The 20,473-nt window shown below is 39.5% G+C and carries 14 protein-coding genes and 2 pseudogenes; 9 read left to right on the top strand and 7 right to left on the bottom strand.

The genetic code is table 11. The features are described 5' to 3' along the window. Positions 1 to 21 precede the first annotated feature (21 nt). The 6 genes from psaB to C4E06_RS28160 all read right to left on the bottom strand — a co-directional run bounded on the left by psaB (position 22) and on the right by C4E06_RS28160 (position 9,891). Positions 22 to 2,235, bottom strand: coding sequence for a photosystem I core protein PsaB (gene psaB, locus C4E06_RS18440; protein ID WP_107669515.1), 2,214 nt, complete (start codon positions 2,233 to 2,235; stop codon positions 22 to 24). Between the two features lie 181 nt (positions 2,236 to 2,416). After that, positions 2,417 to 4,663 (bottom strand): photosystem I core protein PsaA, encoded by a 2,247-nt coding sequence (gene psaA / locus C4E06_RS18445; RefSeq protein ID WP_107669517.1) that lies wholly within the window; start codon positions 4,661 to 4,663, stop codon positions 2,417 to 2,419. Positions 4,664 to 5,409: 746 nt separating this feature from the next. Beyond that, positions 5,410 to 6,225 carry a Cof-type HAD-IIB family hydrolase gene (locus C4E06_RS18450; RefSeq protein ID WP_107669518.1) on the bottom strand — a complete coding sequence of 272 codons (816 nt, stop codon included), beginning with the start codon at positions 6,223 to 6,225 and terminating at the stop codon, positions 5,410 to 5,412. A gap of 173 nt (positions 6,226 to 6,398) precedes the next feature. Then, complete coding sequence (locus C4E06_RS18455; RefSeq protein ID WP_107669520.1) at positions 6,399 to 7,688, bottom strand: glucose-1-phosphate adenylyltransferase; 1,290 nt, start codon at positions 7,686 to 7,688, stop codon at positions 6,399 to 6,401. Between the two features lie 147 nt (positions 7,689 to 7,835). Next, positions 7,836 to 9,041 carry a bifunctional 2-polyprenyl-6-hydroxyphenol methylase/3-demethylubiquinol 3-O-methyltransferase UbiG gene (locus C4E06_RS18460; RefSeq protein ID WP_107669522.1) on the bottom strand — a complete coding sequence of 402 codons (1,206 nt, stop codon included), beginning with the start codon at positions 9,039 to 9,041 and terminating at the stop codon, positions 7,836 to 7,838. Between the two features lie 259 nt (positions 9,042 to 9,300). After that, a complete protein-coding gene (locus C4E06_RS28160; protein WP_198648798.1) occupies positions 9,301 to 9,891 on the bottom strand; it encodes a transporter substrate-binding domain-containing protein in 591 nt (196 codons plus the stop codon). A 21-nt stretch (positions 9,892 to 9,912) separates the two neighbouring features. On the opposite strand from C4E06_RS28160, the gene C4E06_RS18470 reads away from it, so the two are divergent. Next, on the top strand, positions 9,913 to 11,178 hold the full coding sequence (locus C4E06_RS18470) for a DUF481 domain-containing protein (RefSeq protein WP_107669524.1): 1,266 nt from the start codon (positions 9,913 to 9,915) through the stop codon (positions 11,176 to 11,178). 106 nt (positions 11,179 to 11,284) lie between these two features. Continuing rightward, positions 11,285 to 11,452 (top strand): annotated as a pseudogene (locus tag C4E06_RS18475) (HU family DNA-binding protein); the annotation flags it as partial. A 560-nt stretch (positions 11,453 to 12,012) separates the two neighbouring features. Here the strand turns inward: C4E06_RS18475 and C4E06_RS27385 are convergent. Further along, complete coding sequence (locus C4E06_RS27385) at positions 12,013 to 12,159, bottom strand: hypothetical protein (RefSeq protein ID WP_157951182.1); 147 nt, start codon at positions 12,157 to 12,159, stop codon at positions 12,013 to 12,015. Between the two features lie 38 nt (positions 12,160 to 12,197). On the opposite strand from C4E06_RS27385, the gene C4E06_RS18480 reads away from it, so the two are divergent. The 7 genes and pseudogenes from C4E06_RS18480 to C4E06_RS18510 all read left to right on the top strand — a co-directional run bounded on the left by C4E06_RS18480 (position 12,198) and on the right by C4E06_RS18510 (position 20,330). Continuing rightward, complete coding sequence (locus C4E06_RS18480; RefSeq protein ID WP_198648800.1) at positions 12,198 to 13,718, top strand: reverse transcriptase N-terminal domain-containing protein; 1,521 nt, start codon at positions 12,198 to 12,200, stop codon at positions 13,716 to 13,718. Positions 13,719 to 13,774: 56 nt separating this feature from the next. Beyond that, positions 13,775 to 13,909, top strand: a pseudogene (locus tag C4E06_RS18485) (HU family DNA-binding protein); the annotation flags it as partial. 247 nt (positions 13,910 to 14,156) lie between these two features. Beyond that, on the top strand, positions 14,157 to 15,188 hold the full coding sequence (locus tag C4E06_RS18490) for a DUF1611 domain-containing protein (protein ID WP_107669526.1): 1,032 nt from the start codon (positions 14,157 to 14,159) through the stop codon (positions 15,186 to 15,188). A gap of 473 nt (positions 15,189 to 15,661) precedes the next feature. Further along, the gene (locus tag C4E06_RS18495) at positions 15,662 to 17,206 is read left to right on the top strand and encodes a GAF domain-containing sensor histidine kinase (RefSeq protein WP_232826296.1); all 1,545 of its coding nucleotides are present in this window, start codon (positions 15,662 to 15,664) and stop codon (positions 17,204 to 17,206) included. Between the two features lie 81 nt (positions 17,207 to 17,287). Continuing rightward, positions 17,288 to 18,064, top strand: a complete 777-nt coding sequence (locus C4E06_RS18500; protein WP_107669530.1) for a polyprenol monophosphomannose synthase — start codon at positions 17,288 to 17,290, stop codon at positions 18,062 to 18,064. 41 nt (positions 18,065 to 18,105) lie between these two features. After that, the gene (menD, locus tag C4E06_RS18505) at positions 18,106 to 19,866 is read left to right on the top strand and encodes a 2-succinyl-5-enolpyruvyl-6-hydroxy-3-cyclohexene-1-carboxylic-acid synthase (protein WP_107669532.1); all 1,761 of its coding nucleotides are present in this window, start codon (positions 18,106 to 18,108) and stop codon (positions 19,864 to 19,866) included. Between the two features lie 173 nt (positions 19,867 to 20,039). Continuing rightward, positions 20,040 to 20,330 carry a nucleotidyltransferase family protein gene (locus tag C4E06_RS18510; protein WP_107669534.1) on the top strand — a complete coding sequence of 97 codons (291 nt, stop codon included), beginning with the start codon at positions 20,040 to 20,042 and terminating at the stop codon, positions 20,328 to 20,330. The last annotated feature ends 143 nt before the right edge of the window (positions 20,331 to 20,473 follow it).

Below are 20,473 nucleotides of genomic sequence, written 5' to 3' on the forward strand. Positions count from 1 at the left end.
TCATGCTAATTCGGAAGTTGGTTAACCAAACTTACCGGCCGTAGAAGCAATGAGGAACGCTGCGTACGTCAGCACATAACCCACGGTAAAGTGAGCTAAACCAACTAAACGAGCTTGAACGATAGAAAGAGCCACAGGCTTATCTTTCCAACGAACTAAGTTCGCTAATGGTGTGCGTTCGTGCGCCCAAACGATGGTTTCGATCAACTCTTGCCAATATCCACGCCAAGAGATGAGGAACATAAACCCAGTTGCCCAAACTAAGTGTCCAAATAAGAACATCCAAGCCCAGACAGAGAGGTTATTAACACCGTAGGGGTTGTAACCATTAATCAACTGAGCAGAGTTCGCCCAGAGATAGTCACGGAACCAGCCCATGAGGTAGGTGGAGTTTTCGTTGAACTGAGCCACGTTGCCCGTCCAAACCCCTAAATGCTTCCAATGCCAGTAGAAAGTTAACCAACCCAAGGTGTTCAACATCCAGAACATAGCGAGGTAGAAAGCATCCCAGGCAGAGATGTCACAAGTACCACCGCGGCCAGGACCATCACAAGGGAAGGAGTAACCGAAGTCTTTTTTATCGGGCATTAATTTAGAACCCCGTGCATCTAATGCACCCTTAACTAAGATTAAGGTGGTGGTGTGTAAACCAAGAGCGATCGCATGGTGAACTAAGAAGTCTCCAGGTCCAATGGTTAAGAACAAGGAGTTCGTGCCACTGTTGATCGCATCTAACCAGCCAGGTAACCAAACATTGCCGTAGTTAGGATAAGCGGTAGAAGCAAGACTATCAGGATTAGATAGAAGTACATCAAATCCGTATAATGCTTTACCGTGGGCGGCTTGAATCCATTGAGCAAACACAGGCTCAATTAAGATTTGCTTTTCAGGGGTTCCAAAAGCAACCACAACGTCGTTATGGACGTATAACCCTAAGGTGTGGAAACCGAGGAACAGAGATACCCAACTTAAGTGGGAAATAATGGCCTCTTTGTGTTCTAGCATCCGCGCTAAAACGTTATCTTTATTCGCTTCGGGATCGTAGTCACGAACGAAGAAGATAGCACCGTGAGCAAACGCACCAACCATCAAGAAGCCAGCAATATACTGGTGATGGGTATAGAGTGCTGCTTGGGTGGTGTAGTCCTTAGCAATGAAAGCGTAAGGGGGTAAGGAATACATATGCTGTGCTACCAAGGAGGTAATAACCCCTAAACAAGCCAACGCTAAACCGAGTTGGAAGTGGAGGGAGTTATTCACAGTGTCATACATATTGCGATGACCTTCACCCAACTTACCACTGGGGGGTTTGTGGGTGTTGAGAATTTCTCTCATGCTGTGACCAATACCCCAGTTGGTACGGTACATATGGCCAGCGATGATGAAGATTACGGCGATGGCCAAGTGGTGATGGGCCATATCCGTCAGCCATAAGGACTCGGTTTGGGGATGGAAACCACCTAAGAAGGTCAAAATTGCAGTTCCTGCACCTTCTGCGGTTCCGAAAATATGACTAGCGGTGTCGGGGTTCTCAGCGTACACACCCCAGTTACCGGTGAAGAAGGGTAATAACCCAGCCGGATGAGGGGGAGTGGATAAGAAGTTGTCCCAACCGACGTGCTGTCCACGAGATTCGGGAATCGCAACGTGAATTAAGTGTCCAGTCCAAGCTAAGGAGCTAACTCCAAATAAACCAGCTAAGTGGTGGTTTAAGCGGGATTCAGCGTTTTTGAACCAAGCTAAATTAGGACGGAACTTAGGTTGTAGGTGCAACCAACCAGCGAATAAGAACAGGGAGGACAAAATCAAGAGGAAAATAGACCCTTGATAGAGATCACCATTTGTTCTCATGCCGATGGTGTAGAACCAGTGATACACCCCGGAATAAGCGATGTCCACAGGATAAGAAGCACCTGCTTGGGTAAAGGCATCAACTGCGCCTTGACCGAATTGAGGGTCCCAGATCGCGTGGGCGATAGGACGAATGTTGAGGGGATCAGTAATCCACTGCTCGAAGTTACCTTGCCAGGCCACGTGGAAGAGGGTGCCGGAGGTCCACAAGAAGATGATGGCGATATGACCAAAGTGGGAGGCAAAAATCTTTTGATATAGATTTTCCTCGGTCATCCCATCATGGGTTTCAAAATCGTGGGCCGTGGCAATCCCGTACCAGATCCGACGAGTGGTGGGATCTTGAGCGAGATCCTGGCTAAATTTTGGAAATTTAGTTGCCATAGCTTTTTAGGAAATTCTCCTCTCTAAAACAATGAGGCTGATGCTCATTTCCTGATGTCATTAATCCTTGTAGCCAGGGGACTACAGAGGGGGAAAACGGTTTTTAAAGTCCGTTTCTATCTTAAACATTGAGGATAAAGGACAGAAGACAAGTATTGCTTCAGTGTCCTTTTATCCTAGATTAGCCAATCGATAGACTTCTTGCCAGGAAGAATGCCCAAGTGGTGACAATTCCTCCTAACAGGTAGTGAGCCACACCCACTGCCCGACCTTGAATAATACTCAATGCACGGGGTTGAATTGCAGGTGCAACTTTTAATTTGTTGTGAGCCCAAACGATCGACTCAATCAGTTCTTGCCAGTAGCCGCGTCCACTGAAGAGGAACATTAAACTAAAGGCAAAGACAAAGTGACCTGCTAAGAACATGATGCCATAGGCTGATAAAGCAGAGCCGTAGGAGTTAATTACATTAGCAGATTGAGCCCAGAGGAAGTCTCGGAGCCAACCATTAATGGTAATGGCACTTTGAGCAAAGTTTCCGCCTGTGACGTGAGACACTGCTCCATCGGGGGATACACTACCCCAGACATCAGACTGCATTTTCCAACTGAAGTGGAAAATTACAATAGATAAGGAGTTGTACATCCAGAATAATCCGAGGAATACATGATCCCAACCGGACACTTGACAAGTACCACCTCGTCCAGGACCATCACAAGGGAAACGGAAGCCGAGTTCACTCTTATCAGGGATAAGACGTGAGCTACGAGCATAAAGAACGCCTTTGAGAAGAATAAGGACAGTTACATGGATGGTGAAAGCATGGATATGGTGAACCATGAAATCAGCCGTTCCTAGGGTAATGGGCATCATTGCTACTTTGCCAGCCACTGCTACGGTGTCACCCCCAAAAGCATAACTAGCGGTTGAAAGGGCGTTGGGCGCAGTAGCCCCAGGAGCTAAGGTATGAATGTTTTGAACCCACTGAGCAAAGATGGGCTGGAGTTGGATGCCCGTATCTGAAAACATATCTTGAGGACGACCAAAAGCCCGCATGGTGTCATTGTGAACGTAAAGTCCGAAGCTATGGAAGCCAAGGAAAATACAGACCCAGTTGAGATGAGAAATAATCGCATCCCGATGACGCAGCATCCGATCTAAGAGGTTATTGACGTTCTTAGCCGGATCGTAATCCCGAACCATGAAGATAGCTCCATGGGCACCGGCACCGACGATTAAGAAACCACCGATCCAAACATGATGAGTAAATAAGGATAACTGGGTTCCGTAGTCGATAGCCTGGTAGGGATAGGGAGGCATCGCGTACATATGGTGAGCCACAATGATGCTTAATGACCCTAATAATGCCAGGTTAATGGCTAATTGGGCGTGCCACGAGGTGGTCAGGATTTCATAGAGTCCTTTATGACCTTCTCCTGTGAACGGACCTTTGTGCGCCTCTAAAATTTCTTTCATGCTGTGGCCAATGCCCCAGTTGGTACGGTACATATGACCAGCAATGATGAAGAGAACTGCGATCGCCAGGTGATGGTGCGCTGTATCAGAGAGCCATAAACCACCTGTGACGGGGTTTAATCCACCTTTAAAGGTTAAGAAGTCTGAATAAACTCCCCAGTTTAAGGTGAAGAAGGGGGTTAGTCCTTTGGCAAAACTTGGATACAACTCGGCCATTTTGCTGACATCGAGTATAAATTCGTGGGGCAAAGGAATGTCCTGTGGTGCCACCCCGGCATCCAATAACTTGTTCACTGGCAAAGAAACGTGGATTTGGTGACCTGCCCAACCTAATGAGCCTAATCCCAATAATCCTGCTAGGTGGTGGTTCATCATGGATTCCACATTTTGGAACCACTCTAGCTTAGGTGCTCTTTTGTGGTAATGAAACCAGCCAGCAAACAGCATCAGACCAGCCATCACTAACCCACCGATGGCGGTGCAGTATAGTTGATAGCTATTGGTAAAGCCTGACGCTCTCCACAGGTAAAACAGACCAGAGGTGATCTGAATGCCGTGGAAACCGCCACCCACATCGCCATTTAAAATCCCTTGACCCACAATGGGCCAAACAACTTGAGCGCTGGGCTTAATTGCGGTTGGATCGCTTAACCAAGCTTCATAATTAGAAAATTTGGCGCCATGAAAATACATGCCGCTCAGCCAGACAAAGATAACGGCTAAATGACCGAAGTGCGCGCTAAAGATTTTTCGCGATACATCTTCTAAGTCACTGGTTTGACTATCAAAATCGTGTGCGTCGGCGTGAAGATTCCAAATCCAAGTGGTGGTTTTGGGTCCTCTAGCCAAGGTACGGTCGAAGTGTCCTGGTTTTCCCCACTTCTCGAACGAGGTAGGGACTGGATCTTTATCGACTGTTACCTTAGCCTTTGCCTCAGTAACGTCTGCCATGAGGGTTCTCCTCTCTCGACAATAAACTTTAGGGTTTTCCTATTGAGGACAGTGTAATAGAAGATTAGCAAAAATAGGATATTTTGCTTCTCTTGTGATTGCATTTAATATGCTCGCTTTGATTAGGTTTCAGGCGAAGCATCAGTAATAGATGATAAGTCTTAGACCTCTTTTCTGTTGAGCCAGCTTAACAATAATTAAAATTAGGCTCATTCTTGATGGATACTTGGTTATGGCAACAATAGAAATAGCCATAAAGTCAAGTTTTTTTGCGACTTATTCACAAAAAGTAATATAAAAAATTATTTTTTTAACAAAACGTTGACATTTGTCCTATTTTAGATAACAGCTTTCACTGCCAAGCCTAATCAAATAGTAAATAAATACTTACTATTTGATCTTTAATTATCATTGAAATTAATCAATAATTTCAGGTAAGACGAAAAAGGCAACAGGCAATATCAAGTAGATCGAAAACTTATTGGTAAAAGGTTGCGGAGGAGCAGGGGGCAGGGGAGCAGGGAGAGTAGTTTGAGTTAAATTAAAGTTTAGTGAAGCGGAATTCTTTATTTTATAGATTTAAAAATTTATGATACTCAATCAAAATAACTTTTAAATCAATTCTCGACTCACCAATTAATGTCAGGAAATTTACTGGGATCATACTTGTGTTTTTTTAGGTATATCTGCTATGATTACCCAATAGGGAAGAGATATTCATTGGTAGAGGTTACTTCCCTTTTTCATTAATTGAGCAAAAACTTATTAATTGCCATCGCTACTCCGTCCTTTTCCACATCGGGGGCAACCCACTGGCTGACTTGTTTGACAGCGTTCGGTGCATTTCCCATGGCAATCCCTAGCCCTGCATATTCTAGCATTTCTAAATCATTAAAATTATCCCCAATCGCCATCACTTGATCAGGCTTGATTTGTAATAATTCTTCTGCCAAAAAACGCACACCGAATCCTTTACTCGCTTGAGGGTGAGTGGCTTCAAAATAAATAGGGGTAGACTGAGTTAAATAAAGTTTTTCACGGGGATAAATTACCTGCAAATTTGATAATAATTTTCCAATATATTCAGGTTCACCGATGGCCAAAATTTTAGTTGTTTCTTGTTTTAAAATAGAGCGTAAATCTTCAACTAATACTGGCTCAATCCCTGATCTTTGACGATAAATCTCAGTTTTTGCTGTAATTTCTTGTACATACAAACGATCATCAATATAACAATGAATTTCCAGTTTATTTAACCAGTCAGGTTGTTGAAAATAGTCAAATAATTGAGAAGCAATCTCCGACGCAACAGGAAAATGATGGTGACGAACCCCTGTTAAAGGGCATTGAATCCAAGCACCATTATAAGCAACAATCGGTAAATCAGAGGCAATCAAATCATGAAAACGCTTAGCCGAATAATACATTCTTCCCGTTGCTAAAGCTACCCTAATCCCTTTGCTTTGTGCTAATTGAAGGGCTTGCCTAACTCCATCACTAATGGTATTTGATTTGCCAGCAATAGTATCATCAATATCGAGAACTAAAAGACGAATATCCATAATTAATAAGAAATAATTAGGGTTTGAGACTCGTAATTTTGACCAGTGATTGATAAATTTTATTAGATCGAAATTAGGTAGCTTATTAGAAGTTTAACCAGAGTTAAATCAGCTTGAATAAAACTAACTTTTACATTGATTAAAGAGGCGAATTTTCGCCTCTTTAATATCTTTTAGATCACTGTTCCGTCTGGAATAACAGCATTTTTGATAACCACAACAATACCATTGCGAATATAGAACCCTTCATCTTCACGATTCGATTCTTCTATATTTTCTTTATTGACAATGGTGACATTCTGACCAATACGGGCATTTTTATCCACAATTGCTCGTCTGATGGTGCTACCTTTGCCAATACCCACAGGAATTTTACCTTGATCGAGCAGAGATTGACGAGTCTCCAAAGACTCATAAAAATCTGCTCCCATTAGCAGAGAATCTTCCACCACACAATCGGTTTCAATGCGACTACGAATCCCTAAAACCGAGTTATGAATACGACAATCTTTAATCATACACCCTTCACTGATCATGGATTCAGTAATATTACAGTTAAGGACTTTGGTGGGGGGTAAATTACGCGCACGGGTGTAAATGGGAGCCTTTTCGTTATAGAAGCTAAAACTAGGTCTTGGCTGGCGGTTAAGAGCCAAATTAGCCTCATAGAACGCTTCAATCGTCCCGATATCCTCCCAGTACCCCTTAAATAAATAAGCTTGAAGATTATAGTCTTTAGCTGCACCAGGGATAATCTCTTTCCCAAAATCCGTTTGTTCGGGATTATTTTTAAGCAGGTCATTCAACGCCTTCTTATTAAAGACGTAAATCCCCATAGACGCAATATAAGGTTGTTCTTTTGCTTGTTCTGGGTTTAAACCTAAAATGGAGGTATCCACCTGCATTTGCTTTAATTCTTCCCCTTTGGGTTTCTCAGAAAAGTCAACAATACGGCCATTGTCATCAATTTTCATCAAACCGAAGCTAGATGCTCGTTTTTCATCGATGGGAACTACTGATAGGGTAATATCGGCACCGGTTTCTCGATGTCGTCTGACAAAATCACTATAGTCCATACGATAGAGATGATCACCAGACAAGATTAAATATTCATCTACATCCCATTCATTAAATAACCAACCATACTGACGGACAGCATCGGCCGTTCCTTGAAACCAACTGGGGTTTTCCGTTGTCTGTTGCGCTGCTAAAACCTCTACAAAGCCATCGTGAAAGCCTGTAAAGTTATAAGTGCGGGTCAGATGTCGATTCAAAGAAGCAGAGTTAAATTGAGTTAAAACGTAGATTTTGAGTATTTCTGCGTTAATACAATTACTAACGGGAATGTCAATTAAACGGTATTTCCCTGCAAGGGGAACGGCGGGTTTGGCCCGTAACTTGGTTAGGGGATATAAGCGCGTACCTGCGCCTCCGCCGAGTATGATTGCTAGAACTTTTTTCACAACATAACCTCGCGATTGCCTGTTACACCTCTCAACTAAAGTTTAGGACTGAGGGGGACAAATGGGAAGTAGTTAAGGGGTTCTCGGAAGAATGAATAATTAAGAATTAACAATTAACAATTCATTATTGCTTGAAAAAATATCTAGTTAATTAAGATTTGGCGTTAAAATAATTAACTGTTTTTGTTGTAGCGATCGCACAATTTCTAAATCAACAGAAACTTGTTCTAAAATGTCTTTAACGGTTAACTTTCCATCACAAGTTTGCATAAATTGATATTCAACTTCACTTAAAGTTATGGGTCGATAATCATAATCTAGTAAACTTTGACTCGGCCACCCATGTAAACAAGGATGAGTCTCAGGAATAGCAGATAATAAGGTTTGATCTTCTGACCAATCTATCTTAGTTAAAGGGGGTTTTCCTAAGAAAAATTCATAGTGAGTTATATTTTCTGGATCAAGTAATTCTATCAATCGATATCGTTGGCGATCGCTTAATGTCTCTCCCCGTTTCATCAGTTCTTCTGACTCTCCAATCAACCGATCTAATTGCCAATATTGAGGGTTAGAAAAGCCAATAAATTCGAGTTCTGATGCTTCAATTAATTCAAATAAAGTGTCAATATTATAATCTGTTTCTTGGGGATGAACATACATATCAGCGAAAGATTCATCTCGATGATTTTCTAATGACCATCTTTCTTTTTCTCGCTTGACAATTCGGTTATTTTCTGGTAGTAATTCAAACAGTTTTCGCCCGACAAAAACCCCGTCTTTGTAGTCCCCTTTGGTTTCAGTTTGCAAGAGAGAAATGGCTTTTTGCATCAGTTGTATTTCCCATCTGCCTAACTCTGCATAAACAAAAATATGAAAGATGCCACCGGGGGCTAATTTTTTAGATAATGCTTTAATTCCCGCGATGGGATCGGGTAAATGGTGCAATACTCCCACACAGTTAATTAAGTCAAATTCTCCTTCTATTTTATCAGCTTCTTCTAAGGGTAAATGATGAAAAGAAATCGGATAATTATGATTAGCTGCAACCCCTGACTGTTGACAGCGTTTTTCAGCAATTTCTAGGGCTTTTTCACTAATATCAACCCCCACAATTTCGGCATGAGGATTTAATAAGATTAAGTATTCTGTTCCCACTCCTGTACCACATCCTGCGTCTAAAATGCGGATGTTTTCTGTTTGTGGTTTTCTGCCTGTACAAAAGTTATAAGCAGCGATCCAATTCCATCGCCAATTATATCCGGGTGGGGGTTCATTTAATAAGGGTTCGGGAGGAAAAGGATAGGTATTATATAGTTGTTGAACGGCCGAACTTTCAGGAGAAAACTTAGTCATAAACTTAGGCAAAAAAGCGAATTAAACTATCAAACTTAATTCAGACTTAACTATTATCTCATTAAACCCTACTGAGAATCTAATTAAAAGATTAAGATAATTATTTTTTCTACGGGTGCAAGGGATAAGCACTCGCTTCTTCTCACTGATTAGCATTAACAAGAGATTTTAAGAGATAAACTGTCATAGTAAGGGATTGAGCGAGAAGCCATACAACAGCAATGAAAGATCCCTTAGGGTGGTTTTTATGAAATTTAACTTACTGATTACCCTGTGATTGAAACCAATTTTCTGTTACTTCTTGAAATCGAAGTTTCATTTCAATGGATAATAGTTGCTCATTTAATTTTTCAGTTAACGGATGATCTCGAGTTAGGGCAATACTATAATTTTGAATACCAATATCGAAATCTAGGACTTGATCAGGTGCTTGGGGATTTTCGTATAAATAATATTCTAAAACTAAGCGAGAATATAGCACGCCATCCACTTGATTTGACTCTAATTGCTTAATCCCATCGGATAAATTATCAACCTCAACCATTCTCCCTTGATAATATTGACCCCATTGAACCGCTTTAGAACCAGAAATCGTCATTTCAACAGAGATTCCTGTTAAGGTTTGTCCGAGATTTGAGGGGGTTTCTGGTAAAATTACTGCCGGAGGTTCTCCTGTGATACCAACCTGCCATATTTTCCCTATGTTTTCGGTTGTTTCTTCTGTATTTGGTGGTTCGGTTGTTGATTGCCCTTTACTGGGAATGGGGGTTAACGTAACGTTAACTAACAATAAACTTATTAATAAAAGATAAAGGTTCTTTAAAACAATCTGATTGTTTTTTTTATTCAATGTTTATCTCCTTATGGACTAATGTTAAAACTTTTTTGTTATGGTCTCTTATTAGCGAATCTAGAAAGCTTCATCACGACAAATCAAAACATTAATCAGCCTAAAATAATTGAATTAAACCCCTCCCATGAAACTAATGATATGGGGGAAATTGATAGACTCTCTCAAACTTTAGAAATGATTAATAAAATGGATGACTCAGAAGTTAAAGTCATGCTTTTAAATGATTTAGCTGTATCCTATGCAAAATTCGGTAAGCTTGAAACAGCGAACAATATTTTAGAGCAGTCTTTATTAATTACTAAAGATTTTGAAGATATTACGTTAAGAATCACCAAGATAACTGAGATTGCTCATACTTATTATAAAATTGGCGAAAAAGATCAAGGATTAGCTATTTTAGAAAATACGCTAAATTTAGTGAATAGGATTGAAGATAAATTCTTGCAAGGACAATTGTTACTAAATATTTCTTTAAAATATGGAGAAATGGGACAAGAAGAAAAGTCACAAATGCTCCTCGGACAAAGCGAAAAAGCAATCATAGAAGCTTCCCAAGCTATAGCAGAATTTCCCTTCAAACAGACGGGAAGTCGTCTTAATTTAGGATTAAATGGAAATGTTGCTTCTTTCCGAAATACCAGGGCGGCTCTAGGGTTTAGAGTAAATTTTTACCAACAATGGCCAGAAGAAGATATTTATATTGATGGAAATTTATTAATTAACTATGATAGTAATCGTACCGTTAATAATTATCGTCCAAATAGTTTAATTAAATCAGTTTATCGTCGTCATTTTAACCCTCAATGGAACGTTTTCACGGCTTTTTTTAATAGTACCAACCAAGATTTATTTGCCACTAGAAACAATAATGAAGATTTAACAATTATTAGTAATATATTAGTAGGGGCAGGATTCAATTTATGGCGAGGTAATTCCATTCGTCAGTTTTTGGATCTACAATTGGGTCTAGGAACTCGTTATGAATATGATTATATTAACTTTGAAAAGCGTCGTGATGAAATTGATCCCACCCTAGGAATTCTTCTTTTTGGTAGAGGATTTTCTTTTAAGGAGGCTAGACTCAATCAGAACTTTGCTATTATTCCTTCACTGGATAACTTTAATAATTATACGATTACATTAGATACTAATCTTTCTCTGCCCATAAGTGACCGATGGTCATTGAATAATCGTTTATTTCTTCGCTATCGGAATGAAGTTTCCTTTGAGGAGAATCCTAACCTAGAATTTTTATTTACCACTGGAGTTAACTATCAATTTTAAGAAATACATAGGGGATCAAGGCATTGGATAACAAAAAAACGCTAACTTTTGTCTCTTTTCTAGTGACTAAATGGTTCCTCTTCAGCTATAATCACCCTCAGTCAGAATTCTCTATCAATTAACAATGAATAAAGAAGAACTCGTCAATATGGTCGCTGCTAAGACTCGTCTTACCAAAAAAGAAACGAGTCACATCCTAGATGCACTCACGGATACCATTATGGAAACCGTTTCCTCTGGGGATAAAGTGGTTTTAGTTGGTTTTGGTACTTTTGGTGCGATTTGTTGATGTAGAAAGTAATCTAATAATCCTATGAGAAAGAGGATTTGAGGATAGCGTGTACATCGTTAGGTAAAGAGTTAAAGACTCAAACTAGGAGAAAATTCCTGACAAAAAATTATAGAAAACTCAGAGGAATGATTTCCTATACTTCACAGTATAGATACCTAGAAAACCTAATAACTGTTGTTTAGTCCACTTTCAGGTTGTGGCACTCGGAATCAAGGGATTAGTCAACAACTAATCCAAGAGTGACGACATCTCCCCCAGTTTATGAATTAGTCACTCATCGATTGAAGCGGGGAGAAACGGGGATAATTTCTGAACCAAACAGAGAGACACCTCTAGTCAACTGGTCATGGTTAGCGAACAGCGAACTGTCTTAACCTTCGTCACCAAACAGTAGCAAAAGTTGGTTGATATGCTGCGTTCAAAATGAACACAACGAAAGATAGGAGTATCGAAAGACTACCTATGCAGATTCCCGAAAGTAGTTCGGAGGATAGACAGGGTAAGAGCAATTAAACCCTTAATGAACCTAACACCAGAAAACCCTAAGCAACGGAACAAATTAACCCCATGATGTCTCTCACCCATCGGTCGAAACGGTGAGCAGTGACAAACGTAAGCGCATGAATCATGGCGGTAGGAATCGGTAAGAAGCAAATGCTCAACTGTAATCGTTGTAGATAGGCTGACATACCAGATGGTCAATCAGAAGAAATGGTCTTAAGTCGTAATGAATACAGCCAAAGCTAGTTTAAACACTGAGAAGGCATGGAACACGATTGATGCTTCGACTTCCCTCAGCATCAACTGGGCAAAAGTTCAGAGAAAAGTGTTGAAGTTACAAAAGAGAATATTTCAAGCAGTTCAAGCTGGACAAAAGGCAAAAGCAAGAAAACTACAAAAATTACTGTTAAAGTCCCACTATGCAAAGCTCTTAGCTGTACGTAAAGTTATCCAAGATAGTAAGGTTAAAAACAGCCCAGTCCATCAAAAAAAAGTTATCTTTAACGCTCAACTGATAAGACTGGCCCGTTCCCTTAATGTCCAAGGATACAAACCTAAGGCACTCAAACCTGTGAAGTCAACCCGGTCTAAACAACCACCTTGGGGAGTCTTCGGGGTGAGAGATAGAGCCATGCAAATTTTAGTGAAATTCGCCCTTGAACCCCATTGGGACGCTCAATTTGAAAAGGAATCCTATGGTTTTAGACCTGACAAGTCAATCCATGATGCCATTGACAAGATATTTCAAGGAATAATAAGAATTCCCAAATATGCTTTAAATGGCAAAATTGTTAAGGGTTGTGACAAGCGTCATCATGCTTACCTCTTATCTCAACTAGATTGTCCCAAAACCCTCAAAACGACTATCAAAAGATGGTTAAAAGTAGGAATAATGGACAATAGCGTGTTTCATCCCACGGGAACAATAACCGCTCACACTGAGATATTATCCCCTTTGTTGGTCAATATTACCTTAGACGGAATGATCACAGATATAAGGGATTCATTTCCGAATGATGTGAGTCTAGAGAAAACAACAGAAGAGATAGCTAGACCCATGATCATCAGATATGCCAATGATTTTCTTGTGTTTCATCAACATCAAGCAGTCGTTGTACAATGCCAAAAATTGATGACACAATGGCTCGATAAAATCGGTCTTCAATTACAACCAGAGACAACAAGAATCTGTCATACTTTATATGACCTTGAAATCGACGGGGAACTCCAAAGACCGGGTTTTGACTTCCTGGGTTTCAATATCAGACAGTATTCCACTGGAAAACACCACGGAAGACAAGATAGCTTAGACAGTGGTTTACAATATCGAACCTCCATTAAGCCCACTCAGCAATCAATCAAAGCTCACTATCAAGCCCTAAGTGCAGTCATTAATCAATATAAATACGCTCCTCAACGGGAATTAATTCGTCAATTAAACCCAATGATTCATCAATGGAGCCGTTACTATGGCAAAGTATCTCCTCGTGATGTTTTCTCAAAACTCGATCACATGATAGGAAACAAATTAAGAGCATGGATAAAAACCAGAACCGGGGCTACGGGAAAAAAACAAATGTCACTTTACTTTCGAGAGGGTATCAACGGACAAACAACTTTCCAAACTAAAGAGGGACTTTATCTAGTCCCTCATGGCAAAGTGAGACCCAAAATAGATTTTCTAAAGCCTAAGTCCAATCACTGCACCGATAATAAAGGACTGATTACCGAGAGCCGTGTGCAATGAAAGTTGCACGCACGGTTCGGAAAGGGAGTGATGATAGGTGACTATCATTTCGACCCAAACAACCCAGAGACAGAAAAGAACGTAAAGGGATGAATCCCCAAACCGGACAACCGATTACGATTCCCGCAACCACCGTTCCTGCCTTCTCAGCCGGAAAAGTCTTTAAAGAAAAAGTTGTCGAGTCTTTATGACCAACTTTGATGACCTAGGCTGTGAAAGCTGTTTTTAACTTAATGTTATGAGAATTCCCCAAGTTAAAAAAATTGGGGAATTCTTTTTTTAGATCAGCATAATCAACGAGAAGCCAAAAAATTGCTAAAAAAAGCCTTAATATTTTGAGTATTTTTAAAATAAGAAAAATATAATCATAAAAATAATTCAGTAAAAAAGAATTAAAAAGAAAAAATTGTTATCTAAAATAACGAGGAGTCACAGACCGTGCATCTGACAGCCAATCATCGCGTCGCTATTTTACTCCATGAAGGCATCAAAGGGATTCATGGAAAAACAGGACTCGCTTATTTACGGTATGGAAAAAGTGCGATCGCTGCTGTTATCGATGCAGACTGTGCTGGACAATCCTTAGAAAAAGTTACTGGTATTGCCAAAAACATTCCCATTGTCTCCAATGTTCAAGAAGCTTTAGCTTACAATCCTGATGTATTATTAATCGGCATTGCCCCTTCTGGGGGTATTTTATCCGATCAATTGTTAGAAGAAGTGAAACAGGGAGTCAAGGCAGGTTTGTCAGTGGTCAATGGTTTACATATTCCTTTGTCACCCTATTTTAATAACCTACAACCCCAACAATGGATCTGGGATATTCGCCAAGAACCCAAAGGGTTAAGTATTGGGTTGGCTAAAGCCCAGTCTCTGAGTTGTCAGCGCATTTTAACCGTTGGTACTGATATGTCTGTGGGGAAAATGTCGACCAGTTTAGAATGTCATCAGTCCGCTCAAAAACGGGGAATCAAATCAAAATTTCTCGGGACAGGACAAGGGGGTATCATGATCGCAGGAGAGGGTATTGCCCTAGATGCCATTCGGGTTGACTTTGCTGCCGGAGCGGTGGAAAAAATGGTAATGGAGGCAGGAAAGGATCACGATATTTTATGGATCGAAGGTCAAGGATCGTTACTTCATCCAGGTTCAACCGCTACCTTGCCCTTGATTAGAGGCTCTCAACCCACCGCCTTAATTTTAGTCCATCGTGTGGGACAAACTCAGATCCACAACGCGCTGCAAGTTTCGATCCCTCCCTTACCAGAAGTGATAGAACTCTATGAACAGGTGGCTCAGGTTGGCGGTGGGACCAATCAAGTCAAGGTAAAAGCGATCGCCCTCAATACCTTTCATTTAGACATAAAAGAAGCTCAAAAAGCAATAGAAACCGTTAAAGAAACGACGGGACTTCCCTGTACTGATGTGGTCAGATTTGGAGGAGATTCTTTATTAGATTACCTTTTATAATGAGCATTTTTGATTGATAACATAAAACAAAAATAACGATTCCATAAATAATGAAAAATAGAAGAATACTGATCATAAAAAACTTGCCCATGGTTTGAATAGCACTAAATCCCGTATCACTTACTTGAACTGCAATCTTAGTTAATAGTTATAGTATGCAGAGCATTACACCAGTAACCGTAAGACTGGGTAAAAACCCTGTGAGGGTCTTACTATTCTTAAGTAAATTTAACTATTAAAATACCTCTGATCACAGAGAATGCAGGGTGAAATCACCAGTTAAAGAGAAGATTATAGAAAATTTTGATGATTATGTTTAGAAAGAGAAATTTTTGGGAACTTTAAAATTAGCAAATAAACCAGCAAAAAAAGCGATATCAGCATAGATATCAGTAAGGGTAGACATTTCTTTACCTAAAGTTTTGGTTATATTTGCGTAGTTTCTCTAAACCTCAAGTCAGTGGGATTTTGTGATGCAAGTGCAAGCAGTCAATTTAGGGGTCAATATTAATCCTATGTTCAACTCAACTAATCGTCTTTTTTGTCGTTTAGATGGGTTGAGTCCAGCCGTCCGAGAACAAAAACGAGTCAAAACTTTAAAACAGTTATGCCTTTTAGATACTGAGACAATTCCTATATTTGATGAGGCGACCCAAACTGCTGCCCGCTTCATAGACGTTCCCATTTGTCTATTGGGGATAATGGTTCAAGATCAGTTTTGGTTAAAATCAGCCGTAGGACTGTCAAGATTGGGCTTAATGAATGATTTAGCCTCAAAGCGCAAAATTCCTCGTCAAGAAGCCTTTAGTACCTATGTGATTGACAGCCAACAACCTCTAGCCATTCATGATACCTTACAAGACCCGACGTTTGCTAAGAGTTCGTTGGTGCAACATTATGGGATTCGAGCCTTTTTAGGGACTCCTTTAATCACAGCAGAAGGGCAATGTCTAGGAACCCTAGCCGTGATGGATTTAGTTCCCCGTCAATTTACCCCTAGAGATGTAGAATTTTTAACCATAACTGCCCGTTGGTGTTTACGGGAATTTGAACGGAATCATTTGCTCAAAACTCAATCCCCTAAAGAGGATGAATGGTTAAACCTGATGAGAGCAAACGTGATACCTTCTCAGAGTGATGAGCCTAGGACTTCCTCCGTATCGGCATCCATCAATACCATTAAACTCGAATTACTACGCCAGTTAATGGAAGAATTTCGCACCCCACTAACTTCAGTGATTGGAATGTCGAGTGTGTTACAGGGTGGAGTTTTTGGTTCCTTAACAACGAAACAAAAGGAATATTTAAACATCATCCACAGTAGTGGCCAACAAATGAATGCTTTAGTCAAGGAAATCTTGACTTTGGGCATTTCTCACGATGCTCATAACGAACTACAACTCAACCCGGTCAACATCGAAATGTTGGCTCAAAATACCATTAACAGTTTAGCTGAAATGGTTAACCAAAAACGACAAACTTTACGCCTATCGGTTGAACCTGGCAAACGAATTTGGCTTTTAGATAAAGACATTGTACGCCAAGGGCTATATTACTTGATTGTCAGTGTCCTAGAATCGGGAGAAGTGGGAGGAGAAATTCGTATTCATATCTCTCGTCGCACTAAAACCCTTAATATTGCTGTTTGGGTTTCTCATCCTTGGTTAGGAGACGGTTTACCTCAAGTTAATTTCCATCCCTCCTCAAGTCAAAAAAAGTTAACTCAACTCCATCATTCTTTGAATTCTCTTGAACACAAACAAGGGATTGTTTCAAGACCCAATGATTATATCTTGCGGGCTTCTTCCCTAGAAAAAATAATTTATGCAACAGAAGACAATAAACCCCAGTCTCAACCGTCTCCCGAGTTATTAGGTCTACTCTTAAGTTGTCATCTCATTGAAAATCATGGGGGCAAAATTATGGTTCAAGGTTCTTCAGACTCTGGCTATCGTTATGTCCTGATGTTGCCTAAAATTGGTACGGATACCGAACCCCATACTTATCGACATTCTTAACCCATAGTCGGGTCGCCATTCTAAGTTAGAATACTTTGTGTCTTTAATGACGTTGAGATATCTTTTTCTAAAATTACGCCCATGTCTAAGGTTGACGACAATGCTCTGGTTTGTACCATTTTACCTACCTTTAACGAAAGTGGTAATATCACTGACTTAATTGAACGTCTGATGGCGAGTGTCTCTCCTCCTTACTTAGTTTTGGTAATTGATGATGACTCCCCTGATGGTACCTGGAAAATTGTAGCAGACATGGCCGCTCACGCTCCTTATTCTCCTGAAGAAAAGGAAATCAAGTCGGGTATTGCGTTAGTGCGTCGCCTTCAAGAAAAGGGCTTAACCTCTGCTATTCAACGAGGGATTAATGAAGCCATCCAAACCTATAATGCCGAGATTATTACCTGGATGGATTGTGATTTGTCGATGCCCCCTGAAGATGTGCCAAAATTAGTTGAAGCCATTCGACAGGGGGAGGCTGATGTAGCCGTGGGGTCGCGTTGGATTGAAGGGGGAACGGATGTGGCTCATGGTTTGATGGCACGGGTCTTAAGTTGGATTATTAATAACTTTGCTATGTTATTGCTGGGGCGTAAGGTTCATGACTACACCAGTGGCTTTATTGCCGGGCGAGCAGAAGTCTTACAAAAAATCCCCTTAAAAGGAGACTATGGGGAGTATTGTATTGACTTATTATGTCGGGCAGCTAGATTAAATTATAAGATGAAAGAAGTTCCCTATGTTTGTGTGCCTCGGACCTCCGGAGAAAGTAAAACAGGGATCAACCTCTGGGATTATCTGAGTAAAGGACGCAAATATGTTTCTACTATTGTTATGCTCTGGTTGAATCGTAGCAATTAAACTCGATTTGATCATAGGAAATATTAGCCAATTAATACAGAATGCACCTTGATTTTCGTAATATTAATACTCTATGGTCTTCTATTATTGTAGAAACATTATCCCGTTTGGGGTTAACGACTGCTGTTATTTGTCCTGGATCTCGTTCGACTCCTTTAACCCTTGCTTTTGCTCGTCATCCTCATATTGAAACTATCCCTATTTTAGATGAGCGATCGGCTGCTTTTTTTGCTTTAGGAATCGCTAAACGCACTCATCTTCCTGTGGCTTTAATTTGTACATCAGGGACAGCCGGGGCTAATTTTTATCCAGCAGTAATTGAAGGGAAAGAAAGTCAAGTTCCTTTATTAATTTTTACGGCGGATCGTCCCCCAGAATTAAGAAATTGTCATGCTGGACAAACGATTGATCAAGTTAAATTATATGGTAATTATTGTAATTGGTACACAGAGTTAGCCTTACCATCCTTAGAGATTCAACTGTTATCTTATCTTAGACAAACGATTATCGCTGCTTGGGATCATGCTTTAGTTCCTTATCAGGGAATTGTTCATTTAAACTGTCCTTTTCGTGAACCTTTAGCCCCTATTGTTGACCCAGACATGGCTAATTTATTCACAGATATAAACTTTGATGATTTTTTTCTCAATATTTATAAAGGGGATAAAGAACTTTTAAGAACAGATTTTTTATATAATTATTTAAACCATTGGTTTTCTCATAGCAAAGGCATCATTATTGTAGGGGTTTCTAATCCTAAGAATACTTATTTATACTGTAAGCAAATTATTCGCCTATCTACTTTATTAAACTATCCAGTTTTAGCAGAAGCATTATGTCCTTTTAGAAATAATATCGAAAAGTTTCCTAATCTCATTAACACTTATGATATTCTTCTTCGTAATAATGAACTAGCGGATAAACTTGTTCCTGATGTTGTTATTCAAATTGGAGAATTCCCTACCAGTAAAGAATTACGACAATGGTTAACTAATCATCAAGTCCAACATTGGGTAATTGATAGTCGACCGGATAGTCTTGAACCGCTTCATAATAATACTCATTATATTCGAGCCGATATTCACCATTTAGACATGGAATATGAGGAAAAATATAGACCTCAAAAACCTGATTTATTCTATCTCAAGCAATGGAAAAAAGTCAATAAAATTATCAACCGCAATATCAAAGCTAACCTTGATAAAACTAAGGATTTAATAGAAGCAAAACTTCCTTTTTTACTGTCTCAAACTTTACCAGAAGAAACACCTATTTTTATTGCCAATAGTATGCCAGTTCGCTATGCCGAATTTTTTTGGATGCCGAATAAGCGTCAATTGATGCCTTATTTTAATCGAGGTGCAAACGGTATTGAGGGAACTTTATCAACGGCTTTAGGAGTTGCTCATAAAGCAAAAAGTAGTGTGTTAATAACGGGAGATTTAGCTCTTTTACATGATACAAATGGCTGGTTAATTCGTCAACATTTTCAAGGTCATTTAACCATCATTTTAGTTAATAATAATGGGGGAGGAATTTTTGAAATGTTACCCATTGCCAAAGAAGAATCATTCTTTGAATCTTATTTTGCCACTCCTCAACATATTGATTTTGCTCAATTATGTTCTACTTATAATATTGAGCATATTTTAATAAAAAATTGGACAGAATTAAAACAATTATTAAATCCTCTACCCTCCATAGGAATCCGTGTTTTAGAGTTACAAACAAATAGAAAAAAAGATGCACTTTGGTTAAAAGATAATTTAGAAAAACTATCTCTTATTCATGAAATTGAATAGGGTTAATAAGAAAAATTATAAAAAGTAAATAATGTTAAAAATGCTTGCTTTTTCTTGACTTGACATGATATTATATACACAATGGAAAAGGTGTGCGCTTGTAACCTTCTAAATAGGGGAAATAATAAAGGCGATCGCTCTAAAATCTATGAATCTGATGGATTATATTAGAGATGAAAAAACAAAAAGCCCTTGAACTTCTTACCCAAAATAAAGCTCTACTTCAGGAAAAATATGGAGTTAAAAAATTTGCTCTATTTGGTTCTACTGCAAGAGATACTGCTACTCAAACAAGCGACATTGATATATTAATTACTTTTGCCGAAAAAGCCGACTCAAAAAAATATTTTGGCGTATTGTTTTATCTTGAAGACCTTTTTCAGTGTCAGATTGACCTAATTACAGAAAATGCGCTACGTCCCGAATTAAAGCCTTATATCAACGCAGAAAAAATCTATGTCTAGCAATAAAAATAAACCAAAAAGAGAATGGAGATTTTACGTCGAGGGTTTCAATTAAATAGCTCAACATTTTCGTAGGGGTCAACGGCTGTTGACCCCTACAATATTTATAAAGGAGAAGGGTTTAATATTATTAAACCCCTACA

The sequence above is a fragment of the Cyanothece sp. BG0011 genome, assembly GCF_003013815.1.
Taxonomy (GTDB): domain Bacteria; phylum Cyanobacteriota; class Cyanobacteriia; order Cyanobacteriales; family Microcystaceae; genus Crocosphaera.

What these genes read in the sequence shown, in the direction of transcription:
- psaA (WP_107669517.1), bottom strand. Translation starts at nt 4,663, where the DNA reads ATGGCAGACGTTACTGAGGCAAAGGCTAAGGTAACAGTCGATAAAGAT.
- C4E06_RS18450 (WP_107669518.1), bottom strand. Translation starts at nt 6,225, where the DNA reads ATGGATATTCGTCTTTTAGTTCTCGATATTGATGATACTATTGCTGGC.
- C4E06_RS18480 (WP_198648800.1), top strand. Translation starts at nt 12,198, where the DNA reads ATGAATACAGCCAAAGCTAGTTTAAACACTGAGAAGGCATGGAACACG.
- menD (WP_107669532.1), top strand. Translation starts at nt 18,106, where the DNA reads ATGCACCTTGATTTTCGTAATATTAATACTCTATGGTCTTCTATTATT.
- psaB (WP_107669515.1), bottom strand. Translation starts at nt 2,235, where the DNA reads ATGGCAACTAAATTTCCAAAATTTAGCCAGGATCTCGCTCAAGATCCC.
- C4E06_RS18460 (WP_107669522.1), bottom strand. Translation starts at nt 9,041, where the DNA reads ATGACTAAGTTTTCTCCTGAAAGTTCGGCCGTTCAACAACTATATAAT.
- C4E06_RS18510 (WP_107669534.1), top strand. Translation starts at nt 20,040, where the DNA reads ATGAAAAAACAAAAAGCCCTTGAACTTCTTACCCAAAATAAAGCTCTA.
- C4E06_RS18470 (WP_107669524.1), top strand. Translation starts at nt 9,913, where the DNA reads ATGTTAAAACTTTTTTGTTATGGTCTCTTATTAGCGAATCTAGAAAGC.
- C4E06_RS18500 (WP_107669530.1), top strand. Translation starts at nt 17,288, where the DNA reads ATGTCTAAGGTTGACGACAATGCTCTGGTTTGTACCATTTTACCTACC.
- C4E06_RS27385 (WP_157951182.1), bottom strand. Translation starts at nt 12,159, where the DNA reads ATGTCAGCCTATCTACAACGATTACAGTTGAGCATTTGCTTCTTACCG.
- C4E06_RS18495 (WP_232826296.1), top strand. Translation starts at nt 15,662, where the DNA reads ATGCAAGTGCAAGCAGTCAATTTAGGGGTCAATATTAATCCTATGTTC.